We start from the raw sequence: 17,482 nt of genomic DNA, 5'->3' as shown, positions 1-17,482 counted from the left end.
ATTTTAAAGTTCTCCGGCTTTTTTCTTGCCATACCAGTCAGCAAATACATACAGTACAAATAAGAGTCCAAACTGAACTATGATTGCCGGGACCCATCCGCCAAGTAATTGAGGCAAATAGATTGGATTATTCTGATAAAGGATTGGGTTAGCCTGGACATAGGGCAAAATGACCATACCAATGACTGAACCAGCAATAAAGAAAATTATGGCTATCCACTGCTGTACAAAGCCTTCGCCCATACGCATAAAAGTACCCGATGCACAACCTCCAGCGATTACAGCGCCGATTCCGAATATAAAGCCACCGATAATGGTATGCACACCGACAGCCCGCACATGTCCGGGCAGTTTGGTAGCGTCCTTCAGAGCATCGGTACCGAGATTCTTAAGATCCACACCGGTTAGCTTCATCTGCAAGGCCATATAACCAACAGAAGCAAGCGCGAGGGCAATAATGACCGCTTTTGTAAGTTCGGTAGATCCGGTCAACACAGGATCACGCATAGAGGCGGTAAAACAGAAACGCGAACGCTGGAGTGTATAACCAAAACCAAGACCGATAAGCCAAATATAGGCACCTTTCGGATTCTGCGTCTGAATATACAAACCTAGCAACACCAAAATAACGACGAGAATGATTCCAGCAGTTAGCTGTATTTTTTGCTTACGGGCTCGCTGTTCGGGAGTTTCTTTGACACGGGTTGTCGTTCGCCGGATAGCGGAAGTATTAGTATCACTCATCATCATCCTCCTACATAAAATATTTTTTAAGCAGCTGACTACCTACCGCTGCGCCGGCAAATATGGAAATCCAGAACACCCATCCATGGAGAGAAAAAGCCGGCAAGGCGGTAAAGAATGCACCGATATTACATCCAAGGGAGAGCCGTGCGCCAATACCCATTAAAAGGCCACCCAACACTGCTGCCCAAACATTTTTCATGCTCTTTATTTTTTTAATCTTAAATTGAGTTGCCAGAAGAACTGAAAGGAGAGCACCTAACACAATCCCCAGGTTGGTCAGTGAGGGTTGATCCATCCAGAAATTATATTTGGCAAGACTACCGTTGTAACCTTTCCATGCATCAGCATTGATACCAATAAGCTGCAGCAACTTTCCACCCCACATACCGAGGGGGCCAGTTACACCCCAGGAAGCTCCAGTTACAATAACCAAAGCCAAGGCTAGTATTGCTAGCAGAACAGAACCGGTAGTATAGCTCCACTCTTTTTTAAAATATTTTTCGTGGAACGGGTATTTCTTTTTTTCGTCCATGGGATACTCCTTATTTTACCTTTTCTATAATGATGTTCCATTCGCCTTCGGCAACTTCTTCAATTTCCACATTATGACCGACTGAACGAGCCCAATCAGGAACGTTTTTCATAGCACAGCTGTGATCAATATTGACGATAAGTACATCCCCAACAGCCATTTTTTCCATAGCCTTTTGAGTCTTAATAAGAGGTACCGGACAAGCTTCTCCGAGACAATCAAGTGTGTGTTCTGCCATACTATGCTCCTTGCTAATAAAAATAGTTTCCGAATCAATTCGGTTATTTATTAATAGCAAAGAGCGTGCCAAAACATATTCAGCAACACCCAAAATAATTAAATAAAATAATTCTTTATAGATAATATAATAGAGATAAAAGCTACGTTCTTATTAATTAATTAACGTTATTAGTTGGGTTATATGCTGTCCGCTTTCAGGCTTAATGCCCGAAAATGGACGACCGAAAACGGACATTTAAAATCGTGCCCTGGAGCCAATGACAACATTCAGTCATTTTGATTAAGGCCGCAGTTGATATTTCTTTAGTCGCCGATCCAGAGCTTGACGGGTAATGCCAAGCAATTGGGCTGCAGTAGATTGTACTCCCTGGGCTTGTTCCATGGCACGCATAATGAGGGCCTTTTCGATCGTTTCCAAATTAAGCACCGGGGGCAGCCCAGATAAGAGGTCTGCAGTTTGAGACTGACTATCCCTGGTACACCCACAGTGTTCCGGATCTAGCCAGGCATTCAGGTCCTTTTCTTGTGGTTCCCTGCCAAGTATAACTATCCGTTCTACGAGGTTTTTTAATTCCCTGATATTGCCAGGGAAATCGTAGCGTAATAACTGATCAATGATATTTGCGCTAAGAGACCGAAATGGACGCCCCGATCGGAGACAGCTTTGTCTATAAAAATAATCAATTAGATCCGGTATGTCTTCTCTGCGTTCTCGAAGAGGAGGTACATGAATATCCATGACTGCAATCCGGTAATATAGATCCTTACGGAAACGGCCTTGCCTCACCTCTTCCAAAAGATCTCGGTTTGTAGCACCGATAATTCGCACATCCGCAGAAAGTTCTTTGTCCATACCTAGGGGCCGGACTTTCTTTTCTTCAAGAGCCCTCAGAAGTTTACTCTGAAGCTCGAAAGGGATTTCTCCTATTTCATCGAGGAATAGGGTCCCTCCATCAGCGGTTCGGAATAACCCATTGCGCTTTACTTGAGCATCAGTGAAAGCCCCTTTCTCATGGCCAAAGAATTCGCTTTCAAACATATCACGAGGTATGGCAGCACAATTTACTGGTACAAAAGATCCGCTGGCACGACTGCTCAGCCTGTGTATTTGCCGGGCCACTAATTCTTTTCCCGTACCGCTTTCTCCGCGTATTAGTACCGCTGTATCCGAGAACTGCGCTGCGCGCTGAATCATTTCCCGTATCTGTTCCATAATCGAAGAATGACCAATAAGTTCGTTTTCCGAAAAAAGTTCGTCCTGTAATTCCATACACCTTTGAGATGAACGACGGTAACTTTGCTGCACTTCGAGGAAACGGCTAATTCGGCTAATGGCAGCCTGCAATTCAAGACTTGAAAAAGGTTTACGCAGATAATCAAAGGCTCCGAGTCTCAGGGCTTCTATCACGCTTTCCATATCTCCATGACCGCTCATAATAATAATTTCAGTATCCGATTGTTCAGCACGGAGCTTTCGCAAGAAAGTTAGCCCATCGTATTCTGGGAGCTTTATATCTACCATGGCAATGTGAATTGGCTTTGAATGTAGAATCTGAAATGCCTTTGAAGGCCTGTCAGCAATAAACACAGAAAAACCCTTAGATTCAAGATATTCACCTATTTCATCAGCTAAACGAGTTTCATCATCCAATACAAGTACTGCTATAGATTCTGAGTTTTTCATACATTATCTCCAACTATATCTTTATGAAACGGAATTTCTACCAAAACCCTGGTCCCCCCCAGGGACAATGTTTCAAAGATTATACTGCCGCCCATCTGACGGATAATACCATAGGAAATAGAAAGTCCCAGTCCTGTTCCCTTGCCAAGAGGTTTTGTTGTAAAGAAGGGATCAAATATACGCTTTTCCAATCCCTGGGGTAAACCGATTCCATTATCTTCAATCTCCAGGATGAGACAGCTTCCGTTCATTTTGGTAGTAATCCTAATCTGTCCAGGTGCCGGATCGAACAAATCGTGGTCCGACTCTCTCAACAGCCGCTCTTCTACCGCATCCCTGGCATTCGATAACAGATTGATAACTACCTGTTCATACTGGAATGGATTTCCTTGAATATCTGGCAAATTAGGCTCAAAATTGAGAGCCACATCTATTCCATGGGTTGCCAGCTGAGTTCCCATTAAAGACAGGGCGTTTTCTACGCAGCGATTCACAGAAAAACTTGTCTGATAATCCGATGGGCCTCCCCGAGAAAAGAGCCTAACATGTTCAATGACCCGACGAACCCGCTCAATATCAGAAACAATGGCAGCGGTTTTTTTATCCAGATAGGTATCATCCAAGGATCCTTGATAGTAACGATTCTTGATATTTTCCACAGAAAAAGCAATCGCATTAAGCGGTTGGGTAATTTCGTGGGCCATACCAGTAGCAAGCTCCCCAATGGCAGCAAGCCGGGACTGCTGTTCCGCAATCCGTTCGCCTTCCTGCCGCCGCTTTATCTCCTCTTCGACCCTATGCTCCAAGGTTTCATTCAGTTCTCTCAATTCTAACTCGGCCTTACGCTTATCCGATATGTCTTGTGAAATCCGAATCACATGCGTAACATGTCCATCCGAATCTGCTACCGGTACAGCCACATGCTCCCAGCATTCCTGACCCGATAAAGCTGAGGGCACAACATAACAAGCATCGATTGTTTCAATAGAGCCAGAATTGAATGCACGAAGTAAGAGTTGACGTTCCTGTTCAAAAAAGCCTGTGGTGTATGTTCTAAGATATTCTTTATGAAGCCCAGGGAAGCGGCTCATCGCAAGCTTATTGGCCCAAATGATACGACAGTTTACATCAACATAGTAGACAATACCCGGAATACCCTCCACGATAGCCTGCAGAAGGCTTTCCCGCTCTCGAAGTGCATCGATGATTGTATTAACCGCCCTAATAATCTCCTGATACTCCGCCGCCCCGTGGCTAATAGAGCCCCGATAACTTACATCACCTGAAATGATTTTTTCCGATATAAGTTGTGTTTTTGCGACCACCTCGCTAAGGGGAATTAAAAAACTATTCAGGGCATATAGACTTGCTGCTATTAGTGATGCTATAAGAACTAAACCAATTATAAACAAACGCCCCTGAATAGACTTAAGGGCATCTGAGAGAGGTATACGCTGTAATTCTGCTTTTATAAAACCAATAACTTTTCCAGAATAATCCCTGAATGGATAAAGCCCCACAGCCCTTGCATGGGAACAATCAAGAGAAAGCTCCGCATTTCCATTCCTGAGACTTTCGAGCAGACGGTCTGCAGTAGAACAGCGGGGATTATCCTGGGTACCTGCCAACATTTTATATGTTTCCGGCCCGTTAAAAAGAAAAATATAATAATCACCGCCGTATTTTTTTTTCATTTTTTGAACATAGGCAGTACCGAAATCCATACCGAATTCAATCGATCCAATGTACTGCTCAGATTTCCACAGCGGCAATAATATACGCAGCCCAATTCCATCCCGTCCAAGTTCTATACCCTGAACCTTTTGCCGTAAATTAATAGCGTCACGGACCATGGGACGTAATTCTAAAAGATTGTCACCATAACTTTCTGGATTGTGCATCCGTAAAAATGAAGTGCCATCGGGTAAATGAAAATGGAATCGTATAACCCGATCTTGAATAGCTGTATACTTGGGCTTAAGGTATTGGTACAGACCCATTCTGTCACGGTCTGCAAAAAGCTCAACAATGGCAGGATCCTGTATCAAATAATTCAAAGTAAGTTCTGCACTGGCAAGCTCATCATCGACTGACCAGTGCAGGGCATCTCCCAAAAGACGGAATGTATCTAATTCGCTAGCCTTAACAGCTTCGGTACTACTTTCTAGTACCAATAGAGAAAAAAGCGAATAAAGCAGCAACTGGGAGCCTACAATGATGAGAATAACCTTGAGAGATAGGGGTACAATCCTTCGGCCTATATGATACATAACGATACACAGTATGCCCTATGATAGCATGGCTTTCTAGACTAAGATTGATGAACTTGCTATAATTTTGCTACCACTGCATATCGTATTCTAATAAGAGAGGAACATTATGATTCGAGGCGGAGATATCGCCAAAGGCACCTGTCTTCTGCAAAAAGGCCAGCCCTTTATTGTGGTTGAACGAGAATTTGTTAATCCCGGCAAGGGAGGAGCATTTGCACGGGTAAAAATGAAGAGTCTCAAGGACGGTTCGGTCCTAACCCAAACCATACCAACCCAGTTGGAGGTTGAAGACGCCCAGGTAGATACCCATTCCTGCCAGTATCAATACGCTGATACGGACTACTATCACTTCATGGATAACAACACCTATGACCAGTTTGAAGTCCCCATATCCGGCATGGAAGACAAAAAATATTACCTTAAAGAAGGCGAAACCTACGACCTGCTCCTCTGGGAAGGCCAGGTGATCGATATTAAGATACCCTACAAGGTTGTCTTTACCGTTGCAGAAAGCGAAAACTACGTTAAAGGAGACACCGTATCTGGGGCAACCAAACCGGTCGTAACTGAAACGGGTCTTACCGTCCGGGTACCCCTCTTCATCAAACAGGGTGAAAAAATTCTTGTAAATACGGAAACCAACGAGTACGTCGAACGGGTGAATGACTAAACACACCTGCCCGGTTATGGAAGCCTATGGGTCAAAAACCACAGCTATGCGGTTTAAGGGAACGGAAATTACCCTTACCCTTTCCCATGGGCTTTTCAGTTCCTACGATGTCGATTCCGGGACCCGGCTTCTTTTACGGGTCATTTCCAATCATATTGATAAACTTAAAAGTGCTTCATTATCTATGCCCCACCGCGTTCTCGATGCCGGTTCCGGCACAGGAGTTATTGGCATAGCCCTGGGATCTTACTTCCAGAAAGAGGGCCATGAGAACTTTGTTATCCGCGCTCAGGATCGGGATGAACTAGCCCGCCAGTTCACCGCCTGCAACGGCCTGGCCAACGGGTTAGGCAGCGGCCTGGTTGACACCATCACAGGCGACCAAACCGTTAGCCAGGCCGGCAGCCTGCGGGAGCCCCGCTTTTCCACCCATACAGAACCCCTCCTCTCTGCCCCAGGCCCCTATGATTGGATTGTGTCAAACATACCCGCTAAAGCGGGGCTCCCGGTGCTTGAATACTTCGTCCGGCGTTCTCTTGCCCTGCTGGAAGAGGCGGGCCGGGTCTTCGTTGTCATAGTAGACCCTCTGGCAGAAACGTTTAAGGGCTGGATACTCAAATATGGAGCGGAACTGGTCGAAGAAACTGCTGGTCCTGAGCATCGAGTCTTTGTTTATGGAAAGCCGCCAGCGCAGCAAGATGCAGAGAAGGTAGCTGCAAAAGAATCCTTTTCCTGGGAAGCCTATAAGCGGATCTTGGGAACCTACCAGATAAAGGATACTGAATACACCCTGCAAAGCCTTCATGGTGTGGAGGACTTTGACCAGCCCCACTATATCCACGAGCTTATGGCTGCCCTGATTCTAAAATTACAGCACCAGATACGGTCTTTTCTTACACGGAGAGAACATCTTCCTATCCTCTTTTTTGAGGTGGGACAGGGTCACTTTCCCCTCTGGTTTGTAATAAGCTTTTTACAAGAGTTGGCACAAATCTCCTTTACACCAGTAATCGGTGGGAGAAATATACTGTCCCTCACTGCAACAAAACAAAATCTCGAAAACCTAAAGGGGTCCTACTCAGTGAATCATACGGATCAAGCCATTCGGGACCTTTCCCCCGCTATTGTTCCTTCGGTAGATCCAGACCTTTCCGCGGAAGAGCTTCTTAAAGCCAGCGGCGGCCCCTTTCCGCTTATGTTTCTATTCCCCGATCCGGTTCCCAAAACCGCTCCTTGGCCCGCTTATTGGACGGGCCTCGAAAAACTTGCCGATCCGGGCAGCCTCATTTTTATCGGCCTCTCGGCCACCGAAGCAGAACGTTTTGACCGACAGAAACGGAAAGGCTTTCAGCGCATCGGTGAACTAAAACGCCAGGGCTGGAAAGTCCTGGCGTATCAGAAAGCAGTCTAAAAGCAGCGGCCTGTTTCTTTGCGGCTGCAGGTTTTCTGAGTACAGCGGTAGCAAATTTCGTTGCTTAAATCGCCTGTATCAAAGTAGTTCTGTATGTTTCCCAATGTGGTAGTGGCAATGGCCGTTAAAGCCTCATGGGTCAAGAACGCCTGGTGGCCCGTAATCAGCACATTCGGGAAGGTAAGAAGCCGAGCCAAAACATCGTCTTTTATGACCGAAGCGGAATGGTCTTCAAAAAAGTACTCATCCTCCTCTTCATACACATCCAAGGCAGCCCCGCCCAGACTGTGTGTTTTAAGCGCATGGATCAGCGCTTTGGTATCAATAAGTGCACCCCGGCCTGTATTGATGATAATGGCATTCTTTTTCATTTTGGCAAGACTTTCGCTGTTCACTAGATGATGATTTTCCGGGGTCAGGGGACAATGGAGGCTAATCACATCGCTCTGTCGGAAAAGAACATCCATAGAGGTATACTGAACCCCCTTTTCAGCAGCCCAGCCTTCATTAGGGAAGGGGTCAGTGGCGAGAACCTTCATGCCAAAGCCCTTAAGAATTTCTGCCGTAATACGGCCAATCTGGCCGGTTCCAATAATACCTGCAGTTTTTCCAAAGAGGTCAAAACCCACCAGGCCCGCAAGGGTAAAATTGCCTTCCCTGGTTCTGATATATGATTTATGAATCTTTCGGTTAAGAGTTAAAAGAAGAGCGATGGCATGTTCTGCCACTGCATGGGGAGAATAGGCAGGTACCCGGACAACATGCAGACGGCCCCACACGGCTTTCAGGTCCACATTGTTGTATCCTGCGCAGCGGAGTGCAACAAGCCGGACACCGCCCTCAACAAGGATATCCGCAGTGGGAGCGTCCAGTTCATCATTCACAAAGGCACAGACCGCATCATAGCCCTGAGCCAAGCTCGCTGTATCCGCAGAAAGTTTTGAGGGGAAATATTTTATTTCCACATTAAAGCTGCTCTTATAGACGTCAAAATATTCCCGATCATAGGGTTTTGTATCAAAAAAAGCTACACGAACCGGGCTTTCTCGTTTCATCACCGTATTCATAGAACCTCCTATCTATGACTAATTAAGTCATCTTTTATACGATAATAAATTATCGAATTATAGTCAAGATACGGCTGCCATAAGAGTCAATTTATTTCAGCAGACAGATATCAGAGGCGCTAGAGTGCCCGTTTATACAGAGGATCCGCTACTGGAGAATCTACAATGCGTTCAAGAATGGCACCGATACTGGCATCGGGCAAACTGATCTGCAGGGACTTGCCGTCCCGGTACCGGAGCTCTGCCTGCCGCGAAGTATGGACCTCGATAGCAGATAATGTACCATCGGCAAAGGTGCAGGAAATTTGGCCGGTTCCATCCTGGTACGAGGGCTCCAGGCGCCCATCAATTTGTATAGATTTTCCCTTGGTTCGGTCCTGTATCCATCCTTTGAGGAGGTGAAGCGTCCAAGGGTCTGATACTTGAATATTTATCGTTCTCAGCAAATCAATATCCTGCGTATGGGGAGCATCAAAAAGGCGGGAAAAGGCATACCGCAGGGGGAGCAGCTGTTCCCAAGAAAGGTCAACCAAAGCTTTGTTCGATTGCAAAGCGCTTGCGACCGCATCTCGGTAAACGGCAAGGCCTCGTTTGTAGTGTTTCAGGTCCCAGCTTCCGTTTATAATGGTTAAATCCACCCGTTCAGCGCAATCATATTCGCAGCTATTTAAAGCCTCAGGTCCAAGGGTCCAGACCAATAATGCAGGGAGTTCTCGCAGTACCAGGGCGCTCCAGATGCGGCCCTGATATGCGCTGTCATCGGGGGTTTCTATATAGACATCTTCAAAACAAATGCCACGCTCCTGACGGTCCAATGCGCAGCGCGCGGAGGACCAGCTGTGCAGCCCATCGGGAGCATAGCCTCTAAGATGGAGCAGCCGGGCGGGACGGCGGCCCATGAGGCTTTCGGTCCATCGGTCCACTTCCTCTGCATGGGCTTTAGAGGACAAGGTTATAATGGTTGCAGACATGGCCCGTGCATTACCCCCCGTATGTTCTTTGAGTCGGGCCATAAGTTCCTGTTCTAAGACTGATATCTTGGGATACATTATAATCGCCTCCAGTGATCGCCAATACGTTCCGCAAGTCCCTGGGCAGCCAGGGGACCGGAACTGCCCGCTTCATACAGGTGCAGTGGCAGAGCCTGGGCATCCCAGGCGCGCCGTATGGGATCGATGAACGCCCAGGAGGCTTCTACCTCATCCCTGCGGGTATAAAGGGTACTATCGCCGATAAGGGCATCCAGGAGGAGCCGCTCGTAGGCTTCGGGCGAAGGTCGGCCAAAACCGGTACCGTACAAAAAGTCCATAGATACAACCCTTGATCTATCGGTAAGACCGGGAATTTTCGTATTAAGATAGAGCGTAAGCCCCTCATCAGGCTGAATACGGAAGACTAATTGGTTGGCTCCGCCAAATGCTTGAGGAAACAGGTTCATAGCAGGCTTTTTAAAATGAACCGCAATTTCTGAAACCCTGCGGCTCAGCCGTTTCCCGGTACGGAGAATAAAGGGAACCCCAAACCAGCGCCAGGAGTCTACATGGGCCATCAGGGCTGCATAGGTTTCTGTCTTCGATTGGGGGTCTACACCGCTTTCTTCCAAATAGCCCGGTACAGCTTGACCGTCTATGAGACCTGCACGATATTGACCGCGAAGGGTATTTGAAAGAATATCCAGCTCAGACAGGGGCCGTAACGCTCTGAGAACCTTTACTTTTTCGTCCCGTACCGTATCAGAAGTAAAAGAGGTCGGCGGTTCCATGGCAACCAGCGCCAGAAGCTGAAGCAAATGGTTCTGAACCATATCCCGCAGAGCTCCCGATTGTTCATAGTACGCAGCCCGTTTCTCTACCCCAACAGTCTCTGCTACGGTTATCTCTACATGATGTATGTAATTGTTGTTCCAAATCGGTTCAAAGATACCGTTTCCAAAACGGAACACCGCGATATTCTGAACCGTTTCCTTGCCGAGATAATGATCTATTCTGAAAATTGAATCCTCTTCGTACCGTTCGGTGATAAAGTCATTGAGCTCCGCTGCTTCTTTACCGCTTCGGCCAAAGGGTTTTTCTACTACTACACGGCTTTCCAAAGGGCTGCGCTTGGAAAGTCCGGCCTTATATAGGTTATCTATGATTGGCTTATACTGTTCTGGTGGGACTGCAAGATAGCTTATCAGATCCCTATCTTTTTCAACGATCGATGCGATCCGGTGGTAGGCTTGAATATCATCAATATCACCCTGCACATACAGACAGCGGGAAAAAAAACACCGGGCCTCATCTTCGGTGATTTTAAAATCACTGAGCGCCTTTTCAATTTCGCTGCGAAAATCACTGTCTGACCAGGGTCGCCTGCCAAAACCGACTAGGTACCAGTCATCCACGGCGCCTTCCCTAAAGAGGGAAAAAAAGGCGGGATATAATTTTCGGTGAGCTAAATCTCCTGATGCACCAAACACTAACAGCGTAAAAGGTCTGGGACGTCTTCGGACCGGTAAACCCGCCGCAAATATGTTTTGTTCCATGACTTGTAATATATAAAAGATTTAATATTGAAACAATGGCATAGCTAAAAAAAAAAGGGGAGTTTTAAGATTATCTTAAAACTCCCCGGTTCTATGGGCGATACAAGAGTCGAACTTGTGACCCCCAGCGTGTCATACTGGTGCTCTAACCAACTGAGCTAACCGCCCGCGCCTATTCTATATACCAAAGAAGCGCGGACTTTGTCAATAGGTTTTGTTTTCTGTTAGGCTCCAGAGGTCTTGCCAAGCACCTGGGCAATCCGTTCCAGGACCTTTTTACGGTCTAAGGGCTTAACAATGTAATTTTTTGCCCCTAAAAGCAAAGATTTTTTAACCAGATCCTGTTTACCCAGGGCACTAATCATGACGACCTTAGCGTTCTTGTCAAAATTCATAATATGTTCAAGGGCGGTAATACCATCCATTTTAGGCATGGTAATATCCATAGTCACCAAGTCTATATTGGGAAACAATTCCTTGTATTTTTCCACACCCTCTTCACCATCTGCGGCGGTGGCAGCGACTTCATAGCCCTCTGAGGTAAGAATCTGACCAATCTGCTTGGCAACAAACATGGAATCATCTACAACCAGAACCCGAAAAGGTGTTCCATCCGGTTTAAGACCGTCTGGTTCCCGCTCGTTTATTGATGGAAAATCCTGTTTCGTCTTCATAGGCATTCCTTGTTAGGCTCGCTCACGGATTGCGACATTTATCTCGATTTTTCCCTGGGGTGTTTCCATTGGAACAATCAGGGCTTCGACCTCATGGTCCGAGACTTCCATATTGTCACCGGTAAAAAGAGCTGGAGGGGTAAGGTCAAACTTGAAACCCAGATCATGCAGCTTAGTAACCGCCTGAGCGGTAATCATATTGGCGAGCTCGGTGATAGTAGCCTTAGCGAGTTCATCAAGGCTGGTTAATTGTTCACCGTTCATGGTAGACGCCACCGCAAGAGCCGTTTGTTTAGACATGTCAAACAAAACACGGCCTTCCACGTCCCCCGCAAGACCAACGAGAGCGGCAACGCCCAATACGGGCATCGTGGTCGATTTTAGGTATAATTCACCCCGTTTAATATCCGTATTCAACACTTCTTTAAGAACATTAAAGGCTGACTCTACAAAGGGATTGATGTATTCGACTCTCATGTGTTTCTCCTTCCGTTAGCTATTATACATATACAAGGATACTGGATCCGTGCCAAGCCGGGTCCATTCTTCCTCAGGCAACTGTTCGTGTTGACCTACCAATACAAGACCGCGGGCTTTTAATTTTTCTGTAAAATCGTTCAAAATCTTGTTCTGTTCGTTTATATCCTGGAAAGAGAGGACATCCCGGGCCATAATAAGATCCAGGTCGGTAAAGGGATTCACATTTTTCATGTCATGGTATTCAAAAAGAATAGCATCCTTTATTTCCTGATTAAATGAATACCCATAACGGCCTTTAACGAGGTATTCCTGATACAAAGCGGGCACCGTTTCCAGCTCGAATACCATATTGGGAGCTGAAGAGACCGCCAATAGATCATTATCACTTGCCCAAATCTTTATACGAGCATCCTTGTATCGTTTTTTAAGCAAACAGGCGAGGGAATAACTTTCATAGCCCTTACCGCAGCCAGGGTTCCAGACCATAATGGTTTTAGAGTTAAGATCCGGCAGTGCAGCAAGAACCTGTTCTGCATAGGTTTCGTCCCACAGACGGCCATTGCAGGGAGAATAAAACGTAGAAAGGAACTCATCCGCATCTTCCACGTTCTTTAACTGTAATTCCTTATTGTTTTTTACTTTTTTCCATTCTTCAAAGCGATTTACGATCCATGTTTCATTGAGCGGTGTAGCAGCAAAATGTTTAAGCGCAAAAAGCGTTTCTTTAATAAACTCGAGCTCTGAACCGGAGTTTTTTGATATAGCTGCGGCACTTTCCTTTTCTAGCACTGCACTCTGGGTTGCAAAATAGGTACCACTGGCAGTTTCCGAAATAAGCCGGGGCTTTTCTTCTTCCTTCTGTTCAAAAATACGGTTTACATCCAAAATAATATAAAGCCGTCCCTGATTCTCCACTACCCCATGAATGTATTTTATATTGATGTCACCAAAAATCGGGTGCGGGGGCTGTATATTGCTCGACTGAATACCTACAACCTTGTCAATGCTGTCTACGATAACTCCATAAACATGGTCTTCTAGTCTTAAAATCAGCAGGTTTTCCATGGCATCATCGCTTTTGCGTTCTGCCGGCAGATGAAAGAAGATTCGGAAATCGATGACAGGAATAATTTCACCCCGCAGGTTGTAAACTCCCCTTAGGAAGGGCGCAGCATTCGGAACATAGGTAAATTTGCTTGCCTTGGCAATCTCCTTGACGTTCATGATATCAACGCCATAGTCCTTGCCAGCCAGCGAAAAGGTAACCATTTTAAAATCTACGGTAATTGCCTTGTCTGTTCTGAGGGTTTCCCCATTGCCGCCTGCGGCACTACTGCCTGCGGCACTATTGCCTACGGCAATGATATCTTCCGCTTTAAGGTTTTGCTCATGTGCTTGCATACTATTCCCCATCTACCGAATTGACGCTTCCCGACGGCGCCGTTCTTCCAATTCCTTTCGCAGTCCCAGTTCCAAGAGCTGGCTCACATCAATAATCAACGAAACCGAGCCATCTCCCAGTATCGAAGCCCCGGCAATCCCCGGTGAATTAGTAAACTGATCCCGCAGGGGCTTTATGACCACGTCCTCCTCGCCGATGAGACTGTCAACCATGAGGCCCATTTTTTTCTCCGCCGTACCGACAATAACCACAAAATTGTATTCCCGTTGTTCATTCGTTTTTATACCGAAAAGCCGGTTAAGCCTGAGAAGGGAAATGACATCGTTACGAATATTGAACACTTCGTAGTTATCGATCATTTTGATTTCGGAGGGCTTTATTCGGTGACTTTCGATAACTGATGTAATCGGGATAGAGTATATTTCGCTTCCAACCCGCACCAGAAGGCCCTGTATGATAGCCAGGGTCAGGGGCAGTTTGATGGTAAATTTGGTTCCCTTGCCCCGTTCTGAACTGACGGTAACCATGCCATTTAGTTTTTCTACCTGCCGGCGAACAACATCAAGCCCCACACCGCGGCCGGATATGTTAGTTATTTCTTTTGCGGTGGAGAAACCGGGCTCAAAAATAAGGTTAAAGGCTTCCACATCAGTCAATTCTTTATTCGGGTGGATGAGCCCCCGTTCGATTGCCTTGTTTCTGACCGCATCTACATCGATACCTTTACCGTCATCGGCGATTTCGATGATAATCATATTACCTTCGTTGCTCGCCTTAAGCAGCACCGTACCGGTTTCGCTTTTTCCTGCGCCAAGCCTGACTTCGGGAGCTTCTATTCCGTGGTCAATACAGTTCCGAACTGAGTGCATAATAGGATCAAGCAGGTCTTCAATGACGGACTTGTCGAGCTCAGTTTCTTCACCTTCAATTACAAGATTCACCTTTTTATTAAGGCTCTTGGAAAGATCCCTGACCAAACGCGGGAACCGATTGAAAATCTGGCTGATGGGCACCATACGAATCCGCATGACCCCTTCCTGAAGTTCTCCAGTAATTCGGCCAAGGTTCTGTGCTGTTGAGCGGTATTTGCCGATGCTGGTCTTAAGGCCCGTTTCTATGGGATCAAAGAGGGTAAAAAGATCGCCATACCGCTCGGATATTTCTTTGCGTATTTCTTTAACCGTTCTGCTCTTCTGTATGCTTTCCAGATACTCAGGAAGTCGGTCAAAGAGATCTTTCATTTTCTCACGATAGAGAGCTTCAGTTCCCTGAAGCTGGGTCATCAGTTCTCCAAACTGGTTGGATATTTGGTTAAAGGTTGCCTTGGTAATGACCGTTTCAGAGACCAGATTCAGAAGATTATCGATCCGTTTTGAATCCACCCGAAGGATCGAGCCCGCATCCTTGCCAGCCCGTTTAGCCTCCGATTCCTGTTCTCCCTTGCCTTCGTCCTGTACAATCTGCTCTTTTACCTCTGCTGCTTTAGGAGCCGCCGCAGGAGCAGGGCTGGTAGCACGGGCTGGCTGCTGAGACGGAGCCTGTGCAGGGACCGGTTTAGAAGCCGCTGCAGGCTGCACCGCGGGGGTCACAGCTTCAGGTTTAGCTTGTGATTTTACGCCTGCGCCTCCACGGCCAAGATCTTCTATTTCTGCCTGCACCGTTACATCCGGAATGGAAACAATCCGGTATAAATCATCAGGGCTATGGTTACTGGAAACGTAATAATCTACAACTGGATGAAACACATCCTCATAGAGCTGCTCAAAGTCTGGTACGGTTCGCAATACGGTGCTGACACCTTTTAAAGCGGCAAAAACCTGTATACCGCCGACCGTGTTCATCACATTATCCTCGTTAAAGGTAACCGAGATGCGATAAATGGTCGTCCCTTCCTGCGCAGCCTGCCGCATTTCGAGAATTTCATATTCGGTGAGAGAACCTTTATCCGACTGCTTTCCAGCAGATGAAGCAGTAGGAGCTGGCTTTACGGCTTCAGTTTGAACAGCTTTGGCTGCTGGCACGGCTTTAGCCCCCTGCTTGCCCCGCCGGCCTCCTTCGGGTAACAGGGCGGAAAGCCGCTTTTCAATGGCTGAGCTGTCACCGCGATAGACAGAACCTTCCATACGGGCATTGAGCATATCCTTAATGATATCTATTGCCAAAAGGAGTACATCAATAACATCTTCATTGACGGGTACCTGATCGGACCGGATAGCATCCAGCACATCTTCCACCAAATGGGTAAAAGACGACAATTCATTCATTTCGACCGTTGCAGCCCCGCCCTTTAAGGTATGGGCAGCACGGAAAATTTCATCCACCGCATCCCGATTATGACCCTCGTTTTCCAGCACCAGAATGTTTTGTTCCAGGGTTTCGACCTGCATCTGGGCTTCGCTAAAAAAGTCTTTCAGGAGTTCTTCGTTGTTTGGATCTAAATAATCACTCATGACATTGATAATGTTTATACACAAATCGTCTTACGTCAAGGCTTATTTGTTGTAAGTTGCCCTATAACATGCTACAATAGAAAAAAAGGAGCATAAAATGAGCCCCAGAAAGAACATTCTTCTGTCCCTTCTCCCGCTTCTATTTGTTTCCTTTTACTCCTTCGCCGCAGAACTCAGTGTTCCCTCTCTTGAGATGGCAAGTACGGGAACCATAACGAATGGGACCTTCGCACTTTCTTCCATAGCCCAGGCGGATATCGCTCTGGCAGGGGGCTACAAATACGGCGGCCTTTTACGGCTTGCCTTTACTTCTCGGGACCTGGAAAAAACCCTTGGTTACGGCAGGACCAGTATTGAGCCAGTTACAGCCTCTCCAACGGCAGCAGACTATAATGCACTTTTAGATCGTTTTAATAATCTTGCGGCCCTGCAATTTAAGCTTGCAAAAGTAAGCGCCCGGCAGCCCTTCGAGCTACCTATCGAAATAAGTTATTTTATTGGGTATTCGGACACCTTCTGTTCCGGGGATGACTTTCCTCTGCTTTTCGGCAGTTCTCCTATAGGAACTGAATTTAAGGGCTTTGCTTATTTTCCGCAGGGTATCGGCGGGAATCCTGCGTATCAATATAACGGAATTCATGAAGCTATCGGAACCGGGTTCCAGCTTTCATTGCTGGCTTTGAAAAACATTATCCCCATGCTGTATCTGTATCAGGACAGCGCTTTTATCAACGAAACGACGGGGATTCCAGAAAGCGGCAGATATTCAGGTGATTTACGGGTCCTCATTAACAGCCAATATGTAAAGTTTGAAGCCTTTGCCGGTGCAACTTTCCCCTACGGAGATTTTGGCATGTACCGGGGAGGCCTTCTCGCTTATTTTTCTACCGGCATGGGAGCCGACTTTCTCGCGCAGGTGGGTATTCCTGGATGGGAAAGCGGTACGGATCTAAAAGTAGATAACCTCTATTTCCTTTTTGAACCCCGGCTTGCCATTGGTCTTTTTGCCCTGCATTTTACCCTTTTTTATCATCCAGTCAGGTATCTGCAGCTTGTGAATTCAGAGGAGCGGGGAGCAACGGATATAAATGCTCAATTACTCATTGGGAATATCTATAAATACCGGGTGCAAGGAGGCCTTGAAAGTACGCTTAACCTCCGTTCAAGTTCAGCTTCAAATTCTTTTGCACTGCGTATTTCTCCTTTTATCAGTGCGGTAACTGAAGGGATCCGCTGGGATCTTAAAATTCGTGTGGATCCATTAAAATACACCCAGCCCTTGGAAATGGCTGATATTTTTATAGGAGTACGGACGGCCTATTGAT

The 17,482-nt window shown here is 46.5% G+C and carries 15 protein-coding genes and 1 tRNA gene; 3 read left to right on the top strand and 13 right to left on the bottom strand.

Going from position 1 to position 17,482, the window contains the following annotated elements:
• Positions 1-3: 3 nt before the first annotated feature.
• The 5 genes from Q7P68_RS06605 to Q7P68_RS06585 form a co-directional block, all read right to left on the bottom strand.
• Complete coding sequence (locus tag Q7P68_RS06605) at positions 4-744, bottom strand: YeeE/YedE thiosulfate transporter family protein (RefSeq protein WP_304224292.1); 741 nt, start codon at positions 742-744, stop codon at positions 4-6.
• Positions 745-754: 10 nt separating this feature from the next.
• Positions 755-1,279, bottom strand: a complete 525-nt coding sequence (locus tag Q7P68_RS06600) for a YeeE/YedE thiosulfate transporter family protein (RefSeq protein ID WP_304224290.1) — start codon at positions 1,277-1,279, stop codon at positions 755-757.
• Between the two features lie 10 nt (positions 1,280-1,289).
• Positions 1,290-1,517 carry a sulfurtransferase TusA family protein gene (locus Q7P68_RS06595; RefSeq protein WP_304224288.1) on the bottom strand — a complete coding sequence of 76 codons (228 nt, stop codon included), beginning with the start codon at positions 1,515-1,517 and terminating at the stop codon, positions 1,290-1,292.
• Positions 1,518-1,799: 282 nt separating this feature from the next.
• Entirely contained in the window at positions 1,800-3,203 is a 1,404-nt protein-coding gene (locus Q7P68_RS06590) for a sigma-54-dependent transcriptional regulator (protein ID WP_304224286.1), read from the bottom strand.
• Positions 3,200-5,473 carry an ATP-binding protein gene (locus tag Q7P68_RS06585; protein WP_304224284.1) on the bottom strand — a complete coding sequence of 758 codons (2,274 nt, stop codon included), beginning with the start codon at positions 5,471-5,473 and terminating at the stop codon, positions 3,200-3,202. Before Q7P68_RS06585 ends, Q7P68_RS06590 begins: the two co-directional genes overlap by 4 nt.
• A gap of 109 nt (positions 5,474-5,582) precedes the next feature.
• Here Q7P68_RS06585 and efp point away from each other — a divergent pair, with 109 nt between their 5' ends.
• Both efp and Q7P68_RS06575 read left to right on the top strand, forming a co-directional pair.
• Positions 5,583-6,146 carry an elongation factor P gene (gene efp / locus Q7P68_RS06580; RefSeq protein WP_304224282.1) on the top strand — a complete coding sequence of 188 codons (564 nt, stop codon included), beginning with the start codon at positions 5,583-5,585 and terminating at the stop codon, positions 6,144-6,146.
• Positions 6,139-7,557, top strand: coding sequence for a methyltransferase (locus tag Q7P68_RS06575; protein ID WP_304224280.1), 1,419 nt, complete (start codon positions 6,139-6,141; stop codon positions 7,555-7,557). Before efp ends, Q7P68_RS06575 begins: the two co-directional genes overlap by 8 nt.
• Here the strand turns inward: Q7P68_RS06575 and Q7P68_RS06570 are convergent.
• The 8 genes from Q7P68_RS06570 to Q7P68_RS06535 all read right to left on the bottom strand — a co-directional run bounded on the left by Q7P68_RS06570 (position 7,554) and on the right by Q7P68_RS06535 (position 16,157).
• Positions 7,554-8,624, bottom strand: coding sequence for a 2-hydroxyacid dehydrogenase (locus Q7P68_RS06570; protein WP_304224278.1), 1,071 nt, complete (start codon positions 8,622-8,624; stop codon positions 7,554-7,556). The genes Q7P68_RS06575 and Q7P68_RS06570 overlap by 4 nt on opposite strands.
• A 119-nt stretch (positions 8,625-8,743) precedes the next feature.
• Positions 8,744-9,673: a glucose-6-phosphate dehydrogenase assembly protein OpcA gene (locus Q7P68_RS06565; RefSeq protein ID WP_304224276.1), complete on the bottom strand. Its 930-nt coding sequence runs from the start codon at positions 9,671-9,673 to the stop codon at positions 8,744-8,746.
• Positions 9,673-11,151, bottom strand: a complete 1,479-nt coding sequence (gene zwf, locus Q7P68_RS06560; RefSeq protein ID WP_304224274.1) for a glucose-6-phosphate dehydrogenase — start codon at positions 11,149-11,151, stop codon at positions 9,673-9,675. Before zwf ends, Q7P68_RS06565 begins: the two co-directional genes overlap by 1 nt.
• 94 nt (positions 11,152-11,245) lie before the next feature.
• Positions 11,246-11,319 (bottom strand) — tRNA-Val (locus Q7P68_RS06555).
• Positions 11,320-11,375: 56 nt separating this feature from the next.
• The gene (locus tag Q7P68_RS06550; RefSeq protein ID WP_304224273.1) at positions 11,376-11,825 is read right to left on the bottom strand and encodes a response regulator; all 450 of its coding nucleotides are present in this window, start codon (positions 11,823-11,825) and stop codon (positions 11,376-11,378) included.
• A gap of 12 nt (positions 11,826-11,837) precedes the next feature.
• The gene (locus Q7P68_RS06545; RefSeq protein WP_304224272.1) at positions 11,838-12,302 is read right to left on the bottom strand and encodes a chemotaxis protein CheX; all 465 of its coding nucleotides are present in this window, start codon (positions 12,300-12,302) and stop codon (positions 11,838-11,840) included.
• Positions 12,303-12,317: 15 nt separating this feature from the next.
• Complete coding sequence (locus Q7P68_RS06540; RefSeq protein WP_304224271.1) at positions 12,318-13,706, bottom strand: CheR family methyltransferase; 1,389 nt, start codon at positions 13,704-13,706, stop codon at positions 12,318-12,320.
• 12 nt (positions 13,707-13,718) lie between these two features.
• Entirely contained in the window at positions 13,719-16,157 is a 2,439-nt protein-coding gene (locus tag Q7P68_RS06535; protein ID WP_304224270.1) for a chemotaxis protein CheA, read from the bottom strand.
• Between the two features lie 97 nt (positions 16,158-16,254).
• Here Q7P68_RS06535 and Q7P68_RS06530 point away from each other — a divergent pair, with 97 nt between their 5' ends.
• Positions 16,255-17,481 carry a hypothetical protein gene (locus Q7P68_RS06530; protein WP_304224268.1) on the top strand — a complete coding sequence of 409 codons (1,227 nt, stop codon included), beginning with the start codon at positions 16,255-16,257 and terminating at the stop codon, positions 17,479-17,481.
• The last annotated feature ends 1 nt before the right edge of the window (position 17,482 follow it).

This window comes from Gracilinema caldarium (assembly GCF_029265695.1).
GTDB classification, from domain to species: domain Bacteria; phylum Spirochaetota; class Spirochaetia; order Treponematales; family Breznakiellaceae; genus Gracilinema; species Gracilinema caldarium_A.
The sequence above is the reverse complement of the archived record's forward strand: the minus strand, read 5'-3'. Positions and strand labels throughout refer to the sequence as shown.

Coding starts and splice junctions, on each gene's coding strand:
- Q7P68_RS06535 (WP_304224270.1), bottom strand. CDS start 16,157: ATGAGTGATTATTTAGATCCAAACAACGAAGAACTCCTGAAAGACTTT.
- Q7P68_RS06570 (WP_304224278.1), bottom strand. CDS start 8,624: ATGAATACGGTGATGAAACGAGAAAGCCCGGTTCGTGTAGCTTTTTTT.
- Q7P68_RS06590 (WP_304224286.1), bottom strand. CDS start 3,203: ATGAAAAACTCAGAATCTATAGCAGTACTTGTATTGGATGATGAAACT.
- efp (WP_304224282.1), top strand. CDS start 5,583: ATGATTCGAGGCGGAGATATCGCCAAAGGCACCTGTCTTCTGCAAAAA.
- Q7P68_RS06565 (WP_304224276.1), bottom strand. CDS start 9,673: ATGTATCCCAAGATATCAGTCTTAGAACAGGAACTTATGGCCCGACTC.
- Q7P68_RS06605 (WP_304224292.1), bottom strand. CDS start 744: ATGAGTGATACTAATACTTCCGCTATCCGGCGAACGACAACCCGTGTC.
- Q7P68_RS06600 (WP_304224290.1), bottom strand. CDS start 1,279: ATGGACGAAAAAAAGAAATACCCGTTCCACGAAAAATATTTTAAAAAA.
- Q7P68_RS06575 (WP_304224280.1), top strand. CDS start 6,139: ATGACTAAACACACCTGCCCGGTTATGGAAGCCTATGGGTCAAAAACC.
- Q7P68_RS06540 (WP_304224271.1), bottom strand. CDS start 13,706: ATGCAAGCACATGAGCAAAACCTTAAAGCGGAAGATATCATTGCCGTA.
- Q7P68_RS06545 (WP_304224272.1), bottom strand. CDS start 12,302: ATGAGAGTCGAATACATCAATCCCTTTGTAGAGTCAGCCTTTAATGTT.
- Q7P68_RS06550 (WP_304224273.1), bottom strand. CDS start 11,825: ATGAAGACGAAACAGGATTTTCCATCAATAAACGAGCGGGAACCAGAC.
- Q7P68_RS06585 (WP_304224284.1), bottom strand. CDS start 5,473: ATGTATCATATAGGCCGAAGGATTGTACCCCTATCTCTCAAGGTTATT.
- zwf (WP_304224274.1), bottom strand. CDS start 11,151: ATGGAACAAAACATATTTGCGGCGGGTTTACCGGTCCGAAGACGTCCC.
- Q7P68_RS06595 (WP_304224288.1), bottom strand. CDS start 1,517: ATGGCAGAACACACACTTGATTGTCTCGGAGAAGCTTGTCCGGTACCT.
- Q7P68_RS06530 (WP_304224268.1), top strand. CDS start 16,255: ATGAGCCCCAGAAAGAACATTCTTCTGTCCCTTCTCCCGCTTCTATTT.